Origin of the sequence: Mesorhizobium sp. M1182 (assembly GCF_040318335.1) — a bacterium.
GTDB lineage: Bacteria > Pseudomonadota > Alphaproteobacteria > Rhizobiales > Rhizobiaceae > Mesorhizobium.
Genome location: NZ_JAMYMD010000023.1, coordinates 64624 through 83694 on the forward strand (window position 1 = coordinate 64624; position 19071 = coordinate 83694).

The window sequence follows — 19071 nt, forward strand, 5'->3', positions numbered from 1 at the left end:
GCCTAGCCGTTCTCGGGCGAGAACAAAACAGGAAAACAGCTGCCGGTCATTCCGGCAAGGCATCACCCCAATCCAGTCGCCGCGCGGCCTTGAACGTCTCGCCGTCGCGCTTGGTGAACAGTCGCTCGGCAGCACCCCCATCCTGTTCGCAAAGCTTCAGCAAGACCTTGCCGGACCCCGACTTCGGCGGTGCGATCACTCGCGCTCGAGGCGGAGCGGCCGGATGGCGGGAGGCCGCGACAAAGATGAATTTCTCGTCCTCCCACGGCACCTCGGCATCCTTGGCCAGACGGTGTAGGCGCGAGCGGGCGACGCGGCGGGCGAAATGGCACCAGTCGGGGGCAACGAGCGGGCAGGGCGCCTCATGCGGGCAGGGCGCAAGCACGTGCGCGCCCGCCTCGATCAACTGCCGCCGCACGGCAAGAATACGCTGCCAGCCGGCCGGCGTGCCCGGCTCGACCACCAGCAGCGTGTCTGCGGTCAGCTGCCAGAGCCGGTCGACGAGTTTTGCCAGCGATGCCGGCGCGATCTCATCCAGCACATAGGCTGAAGTCACCAGCTCGGCCGGCTCCAGATCGACCAGGTCGATGGTGATGTCGCCGGTCCGCCAGGCGGTCCTGGCCGTGATCGCATCCGCGGCAAGTGCTTCGCCGACCCTTCGTACCGCGGCGCCGGCCTCGAGTAGCACCGCCTGTTCGAGATCCGGCCAGAGATTGATTGTGGCCCAAAGCACCGTGCCAGGGCCGGCGCCGACATCGAGCAAGGTCTTCGGAGCATAGTCGGGCCGAGACTCGCCCACCGCATCGAGGCTGGCGCGAACGGCCGCATAGGTCGCCGGTAGCCGCGTTGCCAGATAGGCCTTCACCGCCATGTCTTCGGCCATGTGCAGGCGACCGTCGCGCAACTCTGCGCGGTAGCGGTCCGACAGCGTCTTTGCCGCGTGCTTAAGCATCGGCAAAGGCACCTGTTCGAGAAGGCGGTCGACGCCTTGTCTAAGCGGGACGGGCAGTTCCATCGCTTAGGCAGTCCGAGGTGCGAGCAGAATGACCGAGGCGCCAACGATGCAGATCGCGGCACCGGCAAGATCCCAGCGGTCGGGGTGCACGCCTTCCGCCAGCCACAGCCAGGCCAGCGAGGCGGCAATGTAGATGCCGCCATAGGCGGCGTAGGCCCGGCCCGCCGCGCTGGTGTCGACCAGCGCCAGCAGCCACGCGAATAGCACGAGCGAGACGAGACCGGGCGCCAACCACAGCGGCGACTTGTCCAGCCGCCACCACGCCCAGAACGAAAAGCAGCCGGCGATCTCGGCAAGTGCGGCGGCGACGTAGAGGAGGTAGGTCATGAAAAAAGGTCCCGCGTTTAACGGGACCCTTTTCAGCGTGCCGGCCGGCAATGGCAAGTGGCGATGGCGTGATGCCGGCAGTCTACTCCGGATCCGCCACCTTGCGGCGGCGAGTGGGCTTGGCAACCGGAGCCTTTTCGCGACGTCCAAGATCGCGCATCTCCAGCGCCTTCTCGCAACTGGCCATGTAGTCGCGCGTCATCGGCAGCGTGTCGTTCTTCTTGGCAATCTGGATCTGGAAGATCACCAGATCCTGCCAGCGGAAGGCAGCTTCCGAGGCGGCAAGATAGAACTCCCACATGCGGCAGAAGCGCTCGTCATAAATCGCCCTGGCCTTGTCGCGGTTGGCCGCGAAGCGCTCGCCCCAATGCTTCAGCGTCTCGGCATAATGCAGCCGCAGAACCTCGATGTCGGTGACGACGAGCCCCGATTTTTCGATGGCCGGCATCACTTCGGATAGCGACGGGATGTAGCCGCCCGGGAAGATGTACTTGCGGATGAAGGCGCTGGTTGCCCACGGCACGCCGGAGCGGCCGATCGTGTGCAGCAGCATGACGCCGTCCGGCTTCAGCAGCGTCGCCGACTTGTCGAAGAAGGTGCGGAAATGATTGACCCCGACATGCTCGAACATGCCGACGGAGACGATGCGGTCGAAACGTTCATTGAGTTCGCGATAGTCCTTGATGTCGAAATGCACCCGGTTTTGCAGGCCTTGCGCATGGGCGCGGTCGGTGGCGACGCCGTGCTGCTCGGTCGACAGCGTCACGCCCTGTACGTCGACGTCGAACGCCTTGGCTAGATAGAGCCCAAGCCCACCCCAGCCGGAGCCGATATCAAGAACCGTCTGGCCCGCCTTCAGCCTGAGCTTGGCGGCGATATGGCGCTTCTTGGCTGCTTGGGCCTCGTCGAGCGTCATGTCCGGCTGCTCGAAATAGGCGCAGGAATATTGCATGTCCTCATCGAGGAAGAGGCGGTAGAGGTCGCCCGACAGATCGTAATGGCGCTGCACGTTGCGGCGCGCCCGCGACGCCGTGTTGATCTGCTGCAGGCGCCGGAAGGCGTGGCGCAGACCTTCGATCGCCTTCGACCAGGTGGCATCGATACCGCCGCTGCCCATGTTCTGGAAGGCAATCCGCATCACCCCCAGCACGCCGCCCTCGAGAATGTCGAGTTCACCGTCCATGTAGGCTTCCGGCACCGCCAGCATCGGATCGAAGGTTATTGCGCGCTCGGCATGCCTTGTCTTGATGTGCATGTGCACCGGCTCGCCGCTGCCGTCACCGAAAGTCACCATCGAGCCTTGCGGCCCTGTCACCTTGAGATTGCCTGTGCGGACCAGGCGGTCGAGAACGCGTTTCAGCAGAATATTCATGACCAATTGTCCCCTCGGCCAGACATGCTGTCCTATTCTGCATCAAGATATAGGGGTTCGAAAAGTTCCATTTGGCATAAAAATGCCCGGGTACGAGGCCCGGGCATTGGTCCAGAATAGCGATTAGCCGGCGAATGCCGACGAATGACGATCAGCCGTTGTCTTCGCCGCCTTCGAACTCCGCATTCGGATCGAAGAAGTTTTCCGGCCGCGCATTATCGTTGATGTCCTCGCCGTAGATGGCTTCGGCGGTGGTCAGTGTTTCGCCCTTGGCCTGGCGCTCGGCTTCGTCGGCCGTGCGGGCAATGTTGAGCGTGATGGTAACCTCGACTTCCGGGTGCAGCGCGATCGCCACATTGGTGACGCCGATGGTCTTGATTGGCTGGTTGAGCAGGATCTGGTTGCGGTTGACCGAAAAACCTTCCGCCGTCACCAGCTCGGCGATGTCGCGCGTCGAGACCGAACCATAAAGCTGACCGGTTTCGCCGGCCGAGCGCACGGCGATGAAGCTCTTACCGTCGAGCTTTTCTGCAATCTGCGCGGCTTCGGACTTGCGCTCCAGGTTGCGGGCTTCGAGCTGGGCCCGCTGCCCCTCGAACTTCTTCTTGTTAGCTTCGTTGGCGCGCAGCGCCTTGCCTTGCGGCAGCAGGAAATTGCGGGCGAACCCGTCCTTGACCTTGACGGTATCGCCCATCTGGCCGAGGCGGGAAACGCGTTCGAGAAGAATGACTTCCATGGTTTTGTTCCTTCGCTTGGGCGCTATCCTCAGGATCGGCGCCGAGTTGTCTGGAACAGGTCAGGAAGCTGGGGCGTCGCCGCCTGTGTCGCTGTCCTGCCTGTCGCGGCAGTTAGGATCTCTTGTCGAAATCCAACCCGGGATTTGGTGTTCGATCCGGCTACGCCCGTCGTGGCCGGTGAAAAGCGGGCGGCGAACCGCCCGCTGGCTAGACCATGATCCCGAAAAGTGGAAACCGGTTTTCGGATAAGATCATGGTCAACTAATCAGTGTTAGCGGACCACGTAGGGCAGCAGGCCGAGGAAGCGGGCGCGCTTGATCGCCTTGGCGAGCTCGCGCTGCTTCTTCTGGCTTACGGCGGTGATACGCGATGGAACGATCTTGCCGCGCTCGGAGATGTAGCGCTGCAGAAGCCGCACGTCCTTGTAGTCGATCTTCGGCGCATTGGCGCCGGAGAACGGGCAGGTCTTGCGGCGACGGTGGAAGGGGCGCCGGGTTGGGATCTGGTTGATGTCGACCATTATTCTGCGGCTCCTTCAAAGCCTTCGCGCGGACGGCGCGGGCCACGATCGGCACCGCCATCGCCGAAGCTGCGCGGCGGACGGTCACCACGGTCACCGCGATCGCGGTCGCCGAATGAGCGCGGGCCACGATCGCCACGGTCGCGGTCGCCGAAGCCGCCGCGTTCCGAGCGCTCTTCGCGCTTCTGCATCATTGCCGACGGACCTTCCTCATGCGCATCGACCTTGATGGTCAGGAAACGCAGCACGTCCTCGGACAGGCCCATCTGGCGCTCCATCTCGTTGAGCGCGGCCGGCGGGCAGGTGATGTCCATGAGGGTATAATATGCCTTCCGGTTCTTGTTGACCCGGTAGGTGAGGGACTTCAGTCCCCAGTTCTCGACCCGGCCGACGGACCCGCCATTCGCGGTGATGACGCCCTTGTACTGTTCGACAAGCGCATCGACCTGCTGCTGCGAGAGGTCCTGCCGAGCAAGAAACACATGTTCGTATAGAGCCATAGTGTTCGTGCCTTTCTTCGTTTCTCTCCCGGTTCCCGGCGGCAAAAGCCTCTGCAACTTCTCTGACCCGCAATCCTTGCTAAGGCGGGGAAGAAAGGAGCATGACGAGACGGTCGAGAGCGGAGACACGGGAGGCGGAAGCGCTTCTGGCTTCACGCGAAGGTTTCGAAAAACCTCCGGCCCTCCGTTCAGCCCCCAGCAAGGACCGGCAGATTGCGGGCGTCTATACAGGAATTTGACCGCAAAGCAAGGCCAAACCACGGAGCAAACGGCCCTACCGTCCCAGAGCGCCACGGGTCTCGACGGCAAGGCTTGCGGATTCCTGAAACCGGACCTTAACCACCATGCGAAGTTCCAGCACCGGCGGGCGTGGCGGCAACCCGTCGTTCATCATGCGGATGCAAAAGCAAACAGTCTGCGCGAGTTCGGCACCAAGGCGGTTTGGGGACAAAAATGCTTTTCGACAAATTCTGCCGTTCGAAGAGCGGCAACTTTGCCCTGATGCTGGCGTTCGGGCTGCCTGCGGTTCTGACCGCCGTCGCCTTTGCCGTGGACGTGTCCACCTTGATGAGGGCCAAGGTCAGCTTGCAGAATGCGCTCGATGCCGCGAACCTTGCATCTTCGCATCTCGGCGACATCGAGGCTTCGCGCAAGGACGTCTTCGACCGCTACTTCCAGACCAATGTCGCCGGCCACAGCGAGTTGAGGAACGCCGAAGCGACGCTTACCGTGGAAAGGGGCCTCAATTACATCCAGACCAAGGCTGTCGCCACGGCGGACGTCAATTTGAACTTCGCCTTCCTGTTCGGCAACGACAAGCGCATCACCGTCGATGCCGGCGCCGTCGAATCGACCAATCAGCTCGAAGTCGTGCTGGTGCTCGACAATACCGGGTCGATGGCCAGCAACGATCGCATCGGCGCATTGCGGACGGCGGCGACGGCCCTGATCGATATGCTCGAAGCGGCGAAGTCGCCGACGCGCAGCGTACGTGTCGCGGTGGTGCCGTTCGTCACCGCCGTCAACGTCAAGGGCGAGGACTACGATCCGGCCTGGATCGACATGGCCGGCAAATCGCCGAACAACGGCGCCAATTTCCCCTCGGTCGGCGGCAAGCGCGTCAACCATATGGATCTGTTCAAGCAATTGGGCGTCGAATGGAGAGGCTGCGTCGAAGCGCGGCCAGGAACCAACAATGTTTCCGACATTTCGCCCGACCAAAACAAACCGGACACCCTGTTCGTACCTTATTTCGCGCCGGACGATCCAGGTAACGCTAGAAATCCAAACAGCTCCTACGGCAATTCAGCGACCGGCTACAACAATTCCTATCTCGACGATACCGTCGTCACCCTGCTTCCCGGCCTCACCAGCGACATGGCGAAGTACAGTGTTTCGACGATGAAGCTGATCAACGACAAGAGAGGCCCACTGACTATCGGCCCAAACCGGGCCTGTCCGACGCCGATAGTGCCGCTGACCGATGATTTCGACAAATTGCGGAAGGCCGTCGGTGAGATGATCGAATGGAACGGCTCGGGGACCAATGTTTCGGAAGGCTTGTCATGGGGGATGCGGGTGCTCTCGCCGGAACCGCCTTACAGCGACGGCGCGCCGTTCAGGGCGTCAGGCACGACCAAAACGGTGCTGCTGCTCACCGACGGCGAGAATGTTGTCTATGGCGCGAAGGATACGCCACAGAAGTCGGACTATGGCTCCTACGGATTCCTGGCCTCAGGTCGGTTTGGATCCAGCGACCAGACCGCGGCTGCGCGCAATGTCGACGATTGGACAACCAATGTATGCAACACATTGAAGAAGCAGGACGTGCAGATCTTCACAGTGCTGCTGCAGGCCGACACCGCAGCCAACCGCAAACTCTACGAGGCCTGCGCATCGTCGCCGTCGGATTATTACCCGACCAACGACGTCAGTCAGCTCGAAGGCGTCTTCCTGAAAATCGGAAGCTCGATTTCGCAGCTGCACTTGACGAACTGAACGACGTCGGCCGCTCTCCCGCCGCCGCTGCTCAACTCGTGTGTGCAGCCACTTTGCCTGTGGTTTCGGGGAAGAAATCGGGCGCCGCATGGCGCTTGCCGAACATCATGTCGTATTGCAGCAGACGGAAGTCGCGGATTGCCGGATCGATCTCTTTCTGACGCGACCAATCGGGGGTGGCGTCGCCCCCCGGTGCCAAAAGCAAATTGCGGTCGATAACGCGGTAGCGCTCTCGCAACTGTCCGAGGAAGCCGGTGTAATAGGGATGGCTGATGCCGGCTGTCTTCAGGATATGGTAGGGCAGGAAGGACGGGCTGACGGCGCCCAGATCCTCGGTCGGGCCGCTGCGATTCGACCAGACGATCAGCGGCGTCTGGTGGTGCAGCAGCATCTGGTCGGCCGCCTCCTTGCGCGGCGCAACATTGTCCTTCAGGAAGCCGGTCTCGACGTAGACCGGCCCAAGCGGCGGCAGATGGTCGCCGAAGAACGCGATGACGGTCGGCCGCTCGCGTTTCTTCGCCCATTCGATCAGCCGCTCGAGGCCGCGGTCCGCGTCGGAAGAGCCTTCGGCATAGCTCAACAGCGATTCACGCGCCCATTGGCTGATCGGCGCCTGCACCTTGTGGGTCGGATTGTTATAGCGATACGGCTCATACGGCCCGTGGTTCTGCAGGCTGACGGCGAAAAAGAACACCGGCTCGGCGCTGGTATCGGCTTCGTGGATGATCTCGTCGGTCATCGCAGCGTCCGACGCGAGCGGTCCGCGCTTCTGCATGGGCGGCAACGTCTCCTCGGACTTGAAGTCGTTGAAGCCGAAATCGGCATAGACGGCCCCCCGGTTCCAGAACCAGTTAGTGCCGGGATGGATGGCGCGCGCCCGGTAGCCCTGACTTTTCAGGAAGGTCGCCAGCGAGGGAGTCGGTGTCCGCACATATTGCTGGTAGGGAATGCTGCCCGCCGGCAGGAAGGCGTTGGAAAAGCCGGTCAGGGCCTCGAACTCGATGTTGGCCGTCATGCCGCCGAACTCGGGCGAGAACATGTAACCCGTGCGCAGTGCCCGCACATTGGGGATAGGGTCGGGTGTGATGGTGACGCCGGGTAGCTTGGTCGGATCCCAGAAGGATTCGCTCATGACGACGATGATGTCGGGCTTCTCGGCAGGTACCGAGGCGGTCACCTGCGGTTTGCCGATCGCTTCGATCGCCTTGTCGGAATAGCCGGGCGGCGCCGAGACATGCGCCATCGGAACGTTAAGCGCGAAGGCGAGCGCAAAACCGTTCGAGGCATAGTTTTCCTTCTGGTCCCACATGATCGGGATGATCTGCAGCCGGTCGCGCGTCCACGAGAAAGTGGCATAGTCCATGATGGAAACGAAGAAGGCGATCAGCGGTACTGTCAGCGTCAGCCGGGCAAGGCGGCCCTTGTGGCTGAGCGCCGGAACGCGGCGGCGCCATAGCCGCCAGCCATAGACGAGCAGCGACAGCCCGCCGACGATGCCGATCGCCAGGGCAATGGCGGTTCCCGGGCGATCGCGTACCAGAAGCGGCATCAGTGCCACGATCTGCCGGGAATAAAGGAAATCGGTCGGATAGAGCGGATCGCCGAGATACAGCGACTTCTGGTGGCCGACGAACGCCAGCGACAATGTCAGCGGCGCGACGATCATCAGGCTCTGATGACTGCGGCCGAGCACGGCGTCGAGGCCGATGAGGATCAGCGCAAAAATGATGATCGTGGTCCAGCCGGGTTTGAAAGGCTGCAGAAAGAAATCAATGGTGCCGGCAAAGTTGCCGCGCACGATCAGTTCGATGGCAAACACAAGGATGGCCGCAGCCAGCAAGCTGATAAGGCCATAGCGGATGACAGGCCATTTGCGCGCCGGCAGATAGCCGGTCGACGGATCGCCTTCAAGAAACTGGGGCGCCGCCTCGGCTGCGCTCTGCTTGGTCTTTGCCACTTCAATAGTTCCCCGGCCCGCAACAAAAGCGTCACTCGATTGTCATCGAACTGTCACGCAAAGCCTAGCGCCTGTGGCGGAAATAAGAAGAGCCAGCAAACAAATCGTGAGCGGTTTTCATCATGAGTGATCGCCAAAAAGCCTGCCGAAACAGGCACTCGGCCGATATTACGCGATCAAGGTTGGACTTGACTTGGCCGCACGCCTTGCGTCACAGGCAACGTGAACCAGCAGCTGGGAGCCGCCGATGGCCATCGCATTCACCTTTCCGGGGCAGGGCAGCCAGGCTGTCGGCATGGGCAAGGACCTCGCCGATACCTTTGTGGAATCGCGGCGGATCTTCGAGGAAGTTGACGACGCGCTCGGCGAAAACCTATCGAAGCTGATCTGGGAAGGCCCGGAAGAGACGCTGACGCTGACCGCCAACGCCCAGCCGGCGCTGATGGCGGTGTCGCTTGCCGCAATCCGGGCGCTGGAGGCGCGCGGCTTCTCCCTGAACGGCAAGGTCACCTATGTCGCCGGCCACTCGCTCGGCGAATATTCGGCACTTGCGGCCGCAGGTTTCGTTTCGGTCGCCGACGCCGCCCGGCTGTTGCGCATCCGCGGCAATGCCATGCAGGCGGCTGTGCCGGCCGGCGAGGGCGCCATGGCGGCGATCATCGGGCTGGAACAGGCCGACGTCGAAGCCGCTTGCGCAGAGGCCGCCCAGGGCGCCGCCAAAGATCCCGCACAAGCCTTGGTTTGCCAAATCGCCAATGACAATGGCGGCGGCCAGCTGGTGATCTCCGGCGCCAGGCCAGCGGTCGAACTGGCGGCGAGGCTATGCACGGAGAAGGGCGCCAAGCGGGCGCTGATGCTGCAGGTCTCGGCGCCCTTCCATTCGGCATTGATGAAGCCTGCGGCCGAGATCATGCGGGAGGCGCTGGCCGCCGTGACGAAGAGTGCGCCGGTCGTGCCGCTGGTCTCCAATGTTACGGTGACCCCGACGAGCGATCCCGACGAGATCGCCCGCCGACTCGTCGAACAGGTGATCGGGCGCGTGCGCTGGCGCGAAACGGTGGAGTGGTTCGGCAGCAACGGCGTTGTGACGCTTTACGAAGTGGGCGCCGGCAAGGTGCTGTCGGGGCTGGCCCGCCGCATCAACCGCGACATTGCCACCAGCAGCATCGGATCGGCGGCGGAGGTCGAGACGGCACTTGCCGCCTTGGGTGACCACGTAGCTTGAATTCATCAGTGCTTGCCGCTACATGAATACATGTATCGCAACAAGGTGCGGCATGCCCACATCGATCCGCCTTTCTCCTGAAGTCGAGCAGCGCCTGGATTTTCTCGCGGCCAAGACTGGTCGCAGCAAGGCCTACTATCTGCGCGAGCTCATTGAACGTGGTCTGGAGGACTTGGAGGATTACTACCTGGCTGCCGAAGTCGTTGAGCGGATCAGGCGTGGTGAAGAAGACGTCATGAGAGCCGAGGACTTCTGGCGTGGCCTGGACGCTTGAATACGCCCACTCGGCGCGAAAATTTGTCGAAAAACTGGATCCGCAGACACGTCACCGTATCCGTGATTTTATTGAAAACCGCATTGCCGTTCTCGACAACCCGCGTGAACTCGGCAAACCGCTGAAGGGCCCGCTCGCAACCTTTTGGAGATATCGCGTCGGGGATTATCGCATCATTTGCGATGTGCAGGATAACCGGCTCGTCATTCTGGTGGTAACCATAGGCCACCGCGGCAACGTTTACAGATAGCCGAACTCACCGGCCCGTATGATTGGCCAGTACGATTTGGGAAGAGGATAAAGCATGTTCGAATTGACCGGCCGCAAGGCGCTCGTCACCGGCGCATCGGGAGGTATAGGCGAGGCGATCGCCCGCGTGCTGCACGGCCAGGGCGCCATCGTCGGCCTGCATGGCACACGTATCGAGAAATTGGAGGCGCTGGCCGCCGAACTGGGCGACCGGGTCAAGCTTTTCCCGGCCAATCTTTCCAACCGCGACGACGTCAAGGCGCTCGGCCAGAAGGCGGAAGCTGACCTCGAAGGCGTCGACATCCTCGTCAACAATGCCGGCATCACCAAGGACGGGTTGTTCGTGCGCATGGCTGACGCCGACTGGGATAGCGTGCTCGAGGTCAACCTGACCGCCGTGTTTCGGCTGACCCGCGAGCTTACCCATCCGATGATGCGGCGCCGCCATGGCCGCATCATCAACATCACTTCAGTGGTTGGCGTCATGGGTAATCCCGGCCAGACCAACTATTGCGCCTCCAAAGCCGGTATGATCGGCTTTTCCAAATCGCTGGCGCAGGAGATCGCCACCCGCAATATCACCGTCAACTGCGTCGCCCCGGGCTTCATCGAATCGGCGATGACCGCCAAGCTCAACGACAAGCAGAAAGAGGCGATCATGGCGGCGATCCCGACCCGGCGCATGGGCACGGGCGCCGAAGTCGCCTCAGCCGTCGCCTACCTCGCTTCCAACGAGGCAGCCTACGTCACCGGCCAGACCATTCATGTGAATGGCGGCATGGCAATGATCTAACACTTGGGAAAACGCTTCATTCCGTCTTGGATGCACGGGATTTTTCGTGTAATGCCGCCCGCAACCCGGCGGTTCGGGCAAAAACCGGTCCTGTTCCGCTGCGTTTCCGGCAGGACCATCTTTCAGCTTGATTAGCGGCATTCTGCCCGCTAACGAAGACAGACAACCAAAAGACGAGGATGCCCAAATGAGTGACACCGCAGAGCGCGTCAAGAAGATCGTCATCGAGCACCTTGGCGTCGATGCCGACAAGGTGACGGAGCAGGCGAGCTTCATCGATGATCTGGGCGCGGACAGCCTCGACACGGTCGAACTTGTCATGGCGTTCGAAGAAGAGTTCGGTGTCGAAATCCCGGACGACGCCGCCGAGACCATCCTGACTGTTGGCGATGCGGTGAAATACATCGACAAGGCCTCCGCCTGACGCTATTTGCAGTCATCACCGGGGAGGACCTGCGATGAGGCGTGTCGTCGTCACGGGCCTTGGGCTGCTTTCGCCGTTCGGCATGGGCTTCGAGCACAGCTGGAAGGAGCTTCTGACCGGCCGCAGCGCAGCCAAGCGCATCACCGAATTCGAGGTGGAAGATCTTGCCTGCAAGGTCGCCCACGTCATTCCGCGCGGTGACGGCTCCAATGCCACTTTCAATCCTGAAGCCGTTCTCGAGCCGAAGGAACTGCGCAAGATCGGCGACTTCATTCTGTACGGGATCGCGGCCGCCGACGAGGCCCTCAAGGATTCCGGCTGGCAGCCGAAGACGCATGAGGAACAGTGCGCCACCGGCGTGCTGATCGGTTCGGGCATCGGCGGCATCGAAGGCATCGCCGAGAATGCGATGATCCTCAAGGAACGCGGTCCGCGCCGCATCAGCCCATTCTTCATCCCTGGCCAGATCATCAACCTCGTCTCCGGTCAGGTCTCGATCCGGCATGGGCTGAAAGGCCCCAACCATGCCGTCGTCACCGCTTGCTCGACCGGTGCGCACGCCATCGGCGATGCCGCCCGGCTGATCATCTGGGGCGATGCCGACGTTATGGTCGCAGGCGGCGCCGAAGCGCCGGTGACGAGACTGTCGGTCGCGGGGTTCGCCGCTTGCCGCGCGCTCTCCACCGAGCGCAACGATGCGCCACAAACGGCCTCACGCCCCTATGATCGCGATCGCGACGGCTTCGTCATGGGCGAGGGCGCCGGTGTTGTCGTGCTCGAGGAGCTCGAACACGCCAAGGCCCGCGGCGCCAAGATCTATGCCGAGGTCACCGGCTACGGTCTGACCGGTGACGCCTATCACATCACCGCGCCTGCCGAGGACGGCGACGGCGCTTTCCGTTGCATGACCGCGGCGCTGAACCGGGCGAAGCTGACGCCGGCCGATGTCGACTACATCAACGCGCACGGCACCTCGACCATGGCCGATACGATCGAACTCGGCGCCGTCGAGCGGCTGGTCGGCAACGCCGCCTCGAAGATATCGATGTCGTCGACCAAATCGTCGATTGGCCACCTGCTGGGCGCGGCTGGTGCTGCCGAGGCGATCTTTTCGATCCTCGCCATTCGCGACAACATCGCGCCGCCGACCATCAATCTTGACAATCCGGAGCGCGAAACGGCGATCGACCTGGTGCCGCACAAGCCGCGGGCCCGGCAGATAGACGTGGCGCTGTCCAACTCCTTCGGCTTCGGTGGCACCAACGCCTCGCTCGTCTTCCAGCGCTACAATGGCTGACCGCTCTGCCGGTTTCCGTCTGCCGTCAATTTTGCCATATTCGCCCCTACTCTGCCCGAGGGGATTCGTCGCAAGATCAAATGGTAGGGCGCTATGAACACAAATCCGGCCGATAACGGGGAATTCGGGCAACGGCCAGCAACGCCCACGCCCGGCCCGATCGTGCCGAAGACGGCCAGCGAGGCGTTGCGGCCCGAGGCCGGCACGCCGCCGCCGAAGCGCTCGCGTGCCTCGCGCAGCCAGTTCGTCGTGTTCATGAACTTCGTCATCTCTTCGGTGATGCTGATGGTGCTGGCGGCAGGCGTTGCGCTGTATTTCGGCAAGCAGGAGTTCAACGAGCCCGGCCCGTCGGCCAATGGCGACACTTTCCTGGTCAAGCCGAATAGCGGCGTCCAGGAGATCGCCGACCAGCTTGAGCGGCGAGGGCTGATCAGCGACGCCCGCATTTTCCGCCTTGGCGTGCGCGCCTTCGGCAATGATTCCGCCCTGAAGGCCGGCGAATACGAGATCAAGCCGCAGGCGTCGATGCACGATATCATGGAACTGCTGAAGAGCGGCAAGTCGGTGATGTATTCGCTGACCATCCCCGAGGGGCTGACGGTCGAGCAGGCGCTGCAACGGATCGCCGAGCAGGACGCGCTGACCGGCGATATGCCGTCGACCACTCCACCTGAGGGCAGCCTCGCCACCGACACGCTGCGTTTCACCCGCGGCGCAACACGCCAGCAGATGGTCGACAAGCTTCTGGCCGACCAGAAGAAGCTGGTCGACGAGGTCTGGCAACGCCGAGCGCCGGATCTGCCGATCGCCAACGTTGAGGATTTTGTCACCCTGGCCTCTATCGTCGAGAAGGAGACCGGCAAGGGCGATGAACGCTCGCGCGTAGCCGCCGTCTTCCTCAACCGGCTGGCCAAGGGTATGCGGCTGCAGTCGGACCCGACCATCATCTACGGCCTGTTCGGCGGCAAAGGCAAACCCATCGACCGCCCGATCTATCAGTCGGACATCCAGAAGCCGACGCCCTACAACACCTATCTGATCAACGGGTTACCGCCGACGCCGATCGCCAATCCCGGCCGTGCGGCGCTGGAGGCTGTCGCCAATCCGTCGAAGACCAGCGATCTCTACTTCGTCGCCGACGGCAGCGGCGGGCACGTCTTTGCCTCGACGCTCGATGAGCATAACGAGAATGTCGCTCGCTACCGGGCACTGCTGAAAAAGCAGGCGCAGGACGCCGCCAAGGCCGGAGCAACCAATACCGGAGCCGACACGCCGGCGGGAGCCATCGTTGACGATGCAGGCCCCACCGCCGCCCAGTAGGGCCGGACGCCATCAGTTTGGCCCTGTGCATATCCGGGTGGATGTGCAAGGGCTGCCATGGCATTGAAATTCACATGGTCCTGTCCGGAGAAAATCGCTCCGGCTTGAGGGGCATTCGGCAAAGGGACGCACGGCTACATGAACTTGCAGAGCATGACCGGTTTTGCGCGCAGTGTCGCCGAACACGACGGCACTTCGATTGCCTGGGAAGCCAAGTCCGTCAACGGCAAAAGCGTCGAGGTCAGGCTGCGGCTGCCGCAAGGTTTCGACCGGTTGGAGCCGGCCGTCCGGCAGACGGTGCAGAAGCGTTTTGCGCGCGGCAATTTCCAGATGACGCTGACCATTGGCCGCGCCGCCGACGCGCAAGCGCAACCCGTGGTCAACGAGGCTTTCCTGAAGGATCTGGCGGGCTTGGCCAAGCGGCTGCAGGAGCAGTTCGGAGTAGCCCCTGCGGCGGCCGACGGCCTGCTTGCGCTGCGCGGCGTCCTCGACATTCCCGAAACCATCGAAACCGAAGAGGCGCGCAGTGCGCTCGATACCGCAATACTGTCGGCGCTGGAAGCAGCACTGAACGGACTGCAGCAGGCGCGCCAGGGCGAAGGTGCGGCACTTCGTTCCCTGCTGTCCGGCCATATCGATGCCATCGAGGCGCTGACGCTGCGGGCCGAGGCCGATCCATCACGCGAGCCGGCCACGATCCGCGAAAGGCTCGCCGAGCAGATCCGCCTGTTGATGGACGCGTCCGCCAATCTGGACGCCAGCCGGCTGCATATGGAAGCGGCGTTCCTGGCCACCAAGGCCGACATACGCGAGGAGATCGACCGGCTGAAGACGCACGTGGCGTCGGGGCGGGCGCTGCTCTCCGGCGGTGGGGCCATCGGCCGCAAGCTCGATTTCCTGGCACAGGAATTCAACCGCGAATCGAATACGCTGTGTTCCAAGTCGAATGCTGCCGCGGTCACCGCCATCGGGCTGGAACTGAAGGCGGTCGTCGACCAGTTTCGCGAACAGGTCCAGAATCTGGAATGATCCCGATGCCAAGCCACATGACTGCCAAGCCCCATGACCGCTAGGGATGTGGGTTCCCGCATTCGGCGCCGCGGGCTGATGCTGGTCTTGTCGTCGCCGTCAGGCGCCGGCAAGTCGACGATTGCGCGCAATCTGCTGGAGAGCGATTCCAGCCTGGAATTGTCGGTCTCGGTCACCACGCGGCCACGCCGCGGCAGCGAGATCGAGGGCGTCCATTACCACTTCCGTACCATGCGCGAGTTCGAGCGGCTGCGCGATTCCGATGCGCTGCTCGAATGGGCGGAGGTGCACGGCAATTGCTACGCGACGCCGCGCGAGCCGGCTGAACAGGCGCTGGCCGAAGGCCGCGACATGCTGTTCGACATCGACTGGCAAGGCGCTCAGCAGCTCAAGGAGAAGATGCGCGCCGACATCGTCTCGATATTCATCCTGCCGCCATCGATGAAGGAATTGAAGGCGCGGCTGAAGCGTCGCGCCGAGGACCAGGAAGCGGTGATCGAGACGCGGCTCAAGAACGCCCGCAACGAGATCGAGCACTGGAAGGAATATGATTTCGTCATCGTCAACGACGATCTCGACCGCGCTTTCGCCGAGGTGCGCGGCATCGTCACCGCCGAACGGCTCAGACGAGATCGCCGGCCCGGCCTGTTCGATTTCGTCTCGGGGCTGCTCGACGAGAAGACGGATTGATCAAGGCGCTTATCCCCGCGACCAGGATCAGATTGCGGCTGAGCGCGGCGTCGCGCAGCTCCAATGCAGCGGCGTATTCGGCCGAGCGATACCAGCGCCGCGCCGTGTCCATGTCGGGGAATTCGACGATGATCAGCGGCCCGGGAGACCAGTCGCCTTCCAACATTTCCACCTCGCCGCCGCGTACCAGATAGCGCCCGCCATGCTGGGCGATGGAGGCAGCCGCGTGGGCGCGATAGGCTTCGATAGCCTCTGCGTCACGGATCGTGACGTCGGAAATGACATAGGCGGCCACTGTTTGTCTCCGGGCAGGGTTTGTCCGGCTATCTATGCCATGAGAGCGGAAATTCCACGCGGACGCTTCCCGGCATCACACCGCGTTGGTCAGGCGAACGAATTCCTCGACGCTGAGCGTCTCCGCACGCCTGGTCGGATCGATGCCGGCGCGGGTGAGCAGCGCCTCGCCGCCGAGGCTTTTCACGCTCTGCCGCAGCATTTTCCGGCGCTGGCCGAATGCCGCTTCGGTGACGCGGCTGAGCCGTTTCACCTCGGCCGGCAAGGGGTTGGCACGCGGCACAAGATGCACCACCGAGGACGTCACCTTGGGTGGCGGCGTGAACGCCTGCGGCGGCACGTCGAAGGCAATCCTCGCCTCCGTCCGCCAGCCTGCCAGCACGCCGAGCCGACCATAGACATCGCTTCCGGGGCTGGCTGCAATGCGTTCGGCGACCTCGCGCTGGAACATCAGTGTCATCGATGTGTAGAAGGGCGGCCACTCGGTGACGGTCAGCCAGCGGATCAGCAATTCGGTGCCGATATTGTAGGGCAGGTTGGCGACGATTTTCGTCGGCCCGCCGCTTTCCCCTTTAGCAAGCGCTGCAAAATCGGTTTTCAGCGCATCGCCGGCTACGATCTCTAGCCGGCCCGGATAGTGGTTCGAGATCTCGGCCAGGGCCGCTAGGCAGCGCTCGTCGCGCTCGATGGCGACGACCCGCCGGGCGCCGTTGAGGAGCAGGGCCCGGGTCAGCCCGCCCGGACCGGGACCGACCTCGATAACCGTAACGTCGCTCAGGTCGCCGGCGGTTCGCGCAATCTTGCTTGTCAGGTTAAGGTCGAGCAGAAAATTCTGGCCCAGCGCCTTTTTCGCCTGCAGCCCATGGCGCTCGATCACCTCGCGCAGTGGCGGCAGGCCGTCTATGCTCATCGGGCTGGGCTCATCAGGCGGGCTCATCGGGTTAAGGCCATCGAATATGGCTGATTGGGCTCAGGGCCTACGGCCTTTTCCCGGTATCGGCAAGAACGCGAGCGAGTTTCAGCGCTGCAATCAGGCTGCCGGCACGGGCGATGCCCTTGCCGGCGATGTCGAAGGCGGTGCCGTGGTCGGGCGAGGTGCGGACGAAGGGCAGGCCGAGTGTGACGTTGACCGCCTCGTCAAACGCCAGCGCCTTGGCCGGGATCAGCGCCTGGTCATGATACATACAGAGCGCCACGTCGTAGCCGGCGCGGGCGCGAGCATGAAACAGCGTGTCGGCCGGCAACGGCCCGAAGGCGTCGATCCCTTCCTGCCTCAGCCGGTCGACCGCCGGGCGCACGATCCGCTCGTCTTCGGTGCCCATGGTGCCGCCTTCGCCGGCATGCGGGTTGAGGCCGGCAATGGCGAGCCGCGGCTTGGCAATTCCGAAGCGGTTCGCAAGGTCCGCGGCGGTGATGCGGCCGGTGGCGACGATAAGGTCCGTCGTCAGCGCTTTCGGCACCTCGGCCAGCGCGATGTGGATGGTGACCGGCACGGTGCGCAGGTCCGGTCCGGCAAGCAGCATCACAGGCGTCACTTCGGTGCCGGTGTGAAGCGATGCCAGATGCGCCAGATATTCGGTGTGGCCGGGAAAGCGAAAGCCGGCGTCGTAGAGCGACTTCTTGGCAATGGGGCAGGTGACGACCGCGGCAGCGCGGCCGGCCAGGCAGTCGGCAACGGCGCGGTCGATCGCCTCGATGATGCCGGCGGCGTTGGCTGGATCCGGGCGGCCGGGACTGTCGACGAAACGGGCAGCAAGCGCCACCACCGGCAGCGCGCGCGAAAACACCCCCGGCGCTAACGCCGGCGTCGTCTCGGCAATCGCGATATCGGTGCCGAGCCTGTGCGCTCGCGCGGCAATCAGTGCCGGATCGGCAAGGAGATAAAATGACGGAACGCCAGCGCTTTCGCGGGCCTGCCAAGCAGCGATGGCGATGTCCGGCCCCACGCCGGACGGATCGCCGACGCTCAACGCCAGCGGAAGCTCTGCGTCAGCCACGGCGCTTCGACTTCAGCGCTCGATTATGCGGGCTTTCTTCCGCAACTCCTCGACATATTTCTTCGAGAGTTCGTCGGCGTTCTTGTCGCTCGAACCTTCACTCTGGAACACCATCTGCGCGGCTTTGTCGTCTGACACTTCGCGCGACGAGCAGATGCCGATGAATTCGACACCGCGGTCGGTTTCGCGCGTCGTGGTGGCGCCGCCGACCTTTGTAGCCTTTATCTGCTCGGCCCAGTCCGCCGGCAATTGCGGCGCCAGCACCCGGCCGAGATCGCGAACGGTGACATCGATCAGGCCCTTGGCGAATTCGCGCGTGGTGTTGCAGCCGTTGAAGCGGGCGCGCATAGCGTCGGCTTCGCGTTTGCGCTTGGCCAGCGTCGCGCTGCGCTCGGCCGCCGGCACCACGAAGATGACCTGCTGCAGCATGTACTCTGTGGCGCTCGGTTTGCTGCCGCCTTTTTCGAGCATGCGCTTGACGAGGTCCTGCTCGCTCATGGCGCCGCCGCCGTCGCTAGAACGGTGACGCGCCGTCAGCGCCTGGTTCCAGGCCATCTGCGCCCGGATAAAGTCCTTGAAATGCTCCTTGGTGACGCCGGATTGCGCCATCGCGCCGTCAAGCTGCTTGAGCGGCATCTTGTTGCTGGTGGCGAAACGCTGATAAGCGGCATCGACCTGCTCGTCGCTGATGCGGATGCCGAGCCGCCGGGCTTCGGCCAGGCGCAGCGTCTGGTCGATCATTTCCTGGCCGGCATCGCCCTTTCTGTGCTGCAGGCGCAGGAAAGCGGCCCGATGCTGGATGTCGCCGGTGGTGATCGGTATATTGTTGACGACGTATTTGATCTCGGTGGCGAAAACTGGCCGCGTTACCGCGGTGGTCGAGAACGCCACCAGCAGCGCGAACCCTGCCGAAAAGAGGTATTTCCTCATCGAAAGCATCCCAATTCCATCCCGATTCAGCCGAAACCTATCCCAGTTCAGGCCGTCAAAATTCGTGCCTGCTCTATGCGGCGAAACAATGTCGTCCGCCAGCCGCCCCGTTGCCGACCGCTG

At 63.0% G+C, this 19071-nt stretch carries 21 protein-coding genes; 10 read left to right on the forward strand and 11 right to left on the reverse strand.

The window, feature by feature from the left end:
- Positions 1-46: 46 nt before the first annotated feature.
- The 6 genes from NKH33_RS23230 to rpsF all read right to left on the reverse strand — a co-directional run bounded on the left by NKH33_RS23230 (position 47) and on the right by rpsF (position 4471).
- The gene (locus NKH33_RS23230; protein WP_352835440.1) at positions 47-1015 is read right to left on the reverse strand and encodes a small ribosomal subunit Rsm22 family protein; all 969 of its coding nucleotides are present in this window, start codon (positions 1013-1015) and stop codon (positions 47-49) included.
- 3 nt (positions 1016-1018) lie between these two features.
- Positions 1019-1342 carry a YnfA family protein gene (locus NKH33_RS23235; RefSeq protein WP_352467171.1) on the reverse strand — a complete coding sequence of 108 codons (324 nt, stop codon included), beginning with the start codon at positions 1340-1342 and terminating at the stop codon, positions 1019-1021.
- Positions 1343-1424: 82 nt separating this feature from the next.
- Positions 1425-2714, reverse strand: coding sequence for a cyclopropane fatty acid synthase (locus tag NKH33_RS23240; RefSeq protein ID WP_352471088.1), 1290 nt, complete (start codon positions 2712-2714; stop codon positions 1425-1427).
- A 151-nt stretch (positions 2715-2865) separates the two neighbouring features.
- On the reverse strand, positions 2866-3450 hold the full coding sequence (gene rplI, locus NKH33_RS23245; RefSeq protein WP_254820243.1) for a 50S ribosomal protein L9: 585 nt from the start codon (positions 3448-3450) through the stop codon (positions 2866-2868).
- Between the two features lie 272 nt (positions 3451-3722).
- Positions 3723-3971, reverse strand: coding sequence for a 30S ribosomal protein S18 (rpsR, locus tag NKH33_RS23250; protein ID WP_006203718.1), 249 nt, complete (start codon positions 3969-3971; stop codon positions 3723-3725).
- Entirely contained in the window at positions 3971-4471 is a 501-nt protein-coding gene (gene rpsF, locus NKH33_RS23255; protein WP_292663863.1) for a 30S ribosomal protein S6, read from the reverse strand. Before rpsF ends, rpsR begins: the two co-directional genes overlap by 1 nt.
- A gap of 453 nt (positions 4472-4924) precedes the next feature.
- Between rpsF and NKH33_RS23260 the strand changes: the two genes are divergently transcribed.
- Positions 4925-6469, forward strand: coding sequence for a pilus assembly protein TadG-related protein (locus NKH33_RS23260; protein WP_352921660.1), 1545 nt, complete (start codon positions 4925-4927; stop codon positions 6467-6469).
- A gap of 31 nt (positions 6470-6500) precedes the next feature.
- Here NKH33_RS23260 and NKH33_RS23265 read toward each other — a convergent pair whose 3' ends face one another.
- On the reverse strand, positions 6501-8426 hold the full coding sequence (locus NKH33_RS23265) for an LTA synthase family protein (RefSeq protein ID WP_352471090.1): 1926 nt from the start codon (positions 8424-8426) through the stop codon (positions 6501-6503).
- Between the two features lie 247 nt (positions 8427-8673).
- Between NKH33_RS23265 and fabD the strand changes: the two genes are divergently transcribed.
- The 9 genes from fabD (at position 8674) to gmk (ending at position 15727) form a co-directional block, all read left to right on the forward strand.
- Entirely contained in the window at positions 8674-9651 is a 978-nt protein-coding gene (fabD, locus tag NKH33_RS23270; RefSeq protein ID WP_352471091.1) for an ACP S-malonyltransferase, read from the forward strand.
- A 52-nt stretch (positions 9652-9703) separates the two neighbouring features.
- A complete protein-coding gene (gene relB, locus NKH33_RS23275) occupies positions 9704-9925 on the forward strand; it encodes a type II toxin-antitoxin system RelB family antitoxin (protein ID WP_352467166.1) in 222 nt (73 codons plus the stop codon).
- A complete protein-coding gene (locus NKH33_RS23280; protein WP_352471092.1) occupies positions 9909-10175 on the forward strand; it encodes a type II toxin-antitoxin system RelE family toxin in 267 nt (88 codons plus the stop codon). Before relB ends, NKH33_RS23280 begins: the two co-directional genes overlap by 17 nt.
- A 54-nt stretch (positions 10176-10229) precedes the next feature.
- A complete protein-coding gene (fabG, locus tag NKH33_RS23285) occupies positions 10230-10967 on the forward strand; it encodes a 3-oxoacyl-[acyl-carrier-protein] reductase (RefSeq protein ID WP_352471093.1) in 738 nt (245 codons plus the stop codon).
- A gap of 187 nt (positions 10968-11154) precedes the next feature.
- Complete coding sequence (locus NKH33_RS23290) at positions 11155-11391, forward strand: acyl carrier protein (protein WP_006203723.1); 237 nt, start codon at positions 11155-11157, stop codon at positions 11389-11391.
- Between the two features lie 34 nt (positions 11392-11425).
- On the forward strand, positions 11426-12688 hold the full coding sequence (gene fabF, locus NKH33_RS23295) for a beta-ketoacyl-ACP synthase II (RefSeq protein WP_352454402.1): 1263 nt from the start codon (positions 11426-11428) through the stop codon (positions 12686-12688).
- A gap of 93 nt (positions 12689-12781) precedes the next feature.
- Positions 12782-14008 carry an endolytic transglycosylase MltG gene (gene mltG / locus NKH33_RS23300; RefSeq protein ID WP_352471094.1) on the forward strand — a complete coding sequence of 409 codons (1227 nt, stop codon included), beginning with the start codon at positions 12782-12784 and terminating at the stop codon, positions 14006-14008.
- 138 nt (positions 14009-14146) lie between these two features.
- Positions 14147-15037, forward strand: a complete 891-nt coding sequence (locus NKH33_RS23305; RefSeq protein ID WP_352871463.1) for a YicC/YloC family endoribonuclease — start codon at positions 14147-14149, stop codon at positions 15035-15037.
- Positions 15038-15070: 33 nt separating this feature from the next.
- On the forward strand, positions 15071-15727 hold the full coding sequence (gmk, locus tag NKH33_RS23310) for a guanylate kinase (protein ID WP_023677701.1): 657 nt from the start codon (positions 15071-15073) through the stop codon (positions 15725-15727).
- Here the strand turns inward: gmk and NKH33_RS23315 are convergent.
- From NKH33_RS23315 to NKH33_RS23330, 4 genes are all read right to left on the reverse strand, one after another.
- Positions 15660-16022: a DUF1330 domain-containing protein gene (locus NKH33_RS23315; RefSeq protein WP_352818228.1), complete on the reverse strand. Its 363-nt coding sequence runs from the start codon at positions 16020-16022 to the stop codon at positions 15660-15662. The genes gmk and NKH33_RS23315 overlap by 68 nt on opposite strands.
- A gap of 75 nt (positions 16023-16097) precedes the next feature.
- Positions 16098-16931, reverse strand: a complete 834-nt coding sequence (gene rsmA, locus NKH33_RS23320) for a 16S rRNA (adenine(1518)-N(6)/adenine(1519)-N(6))-dimethyltransferase RsmA (RefSeq protein WP_352818225.1) — start codon at positions 16929-16931, stop codon at positions 16098-16100.
- 67 nt (positions 16932-16998) lie between these two features.
- Positions 16999-18018 carry a 4-hydroxythreonine-4-phosphate dehydrogenase PdxA gene (gene pdxA, locus NKH33_RS23325; protein ID WP_352871460.1) on the reverse strand — a complete coding sequence of 340 codons (1020 nt, stop codon included), beginning with the start codon at positions 18016-18018 and terminating at the stop codon, positions 16999-17001.
- Between the two features lie 12 nt (positions 18019-18030).
- Positions 18031-18957, reverse strand: a complete 927-nt coding sequence (locus tag NKH33_RS23330) for a peptidylprolyl isomerase (RefSeq protein WP_352453231.1) — start codon at positions 18955-18957, stop codon at positions 18031-18033.
- Positions 18958-19071 lie beyond the last annotated feature (114 nt).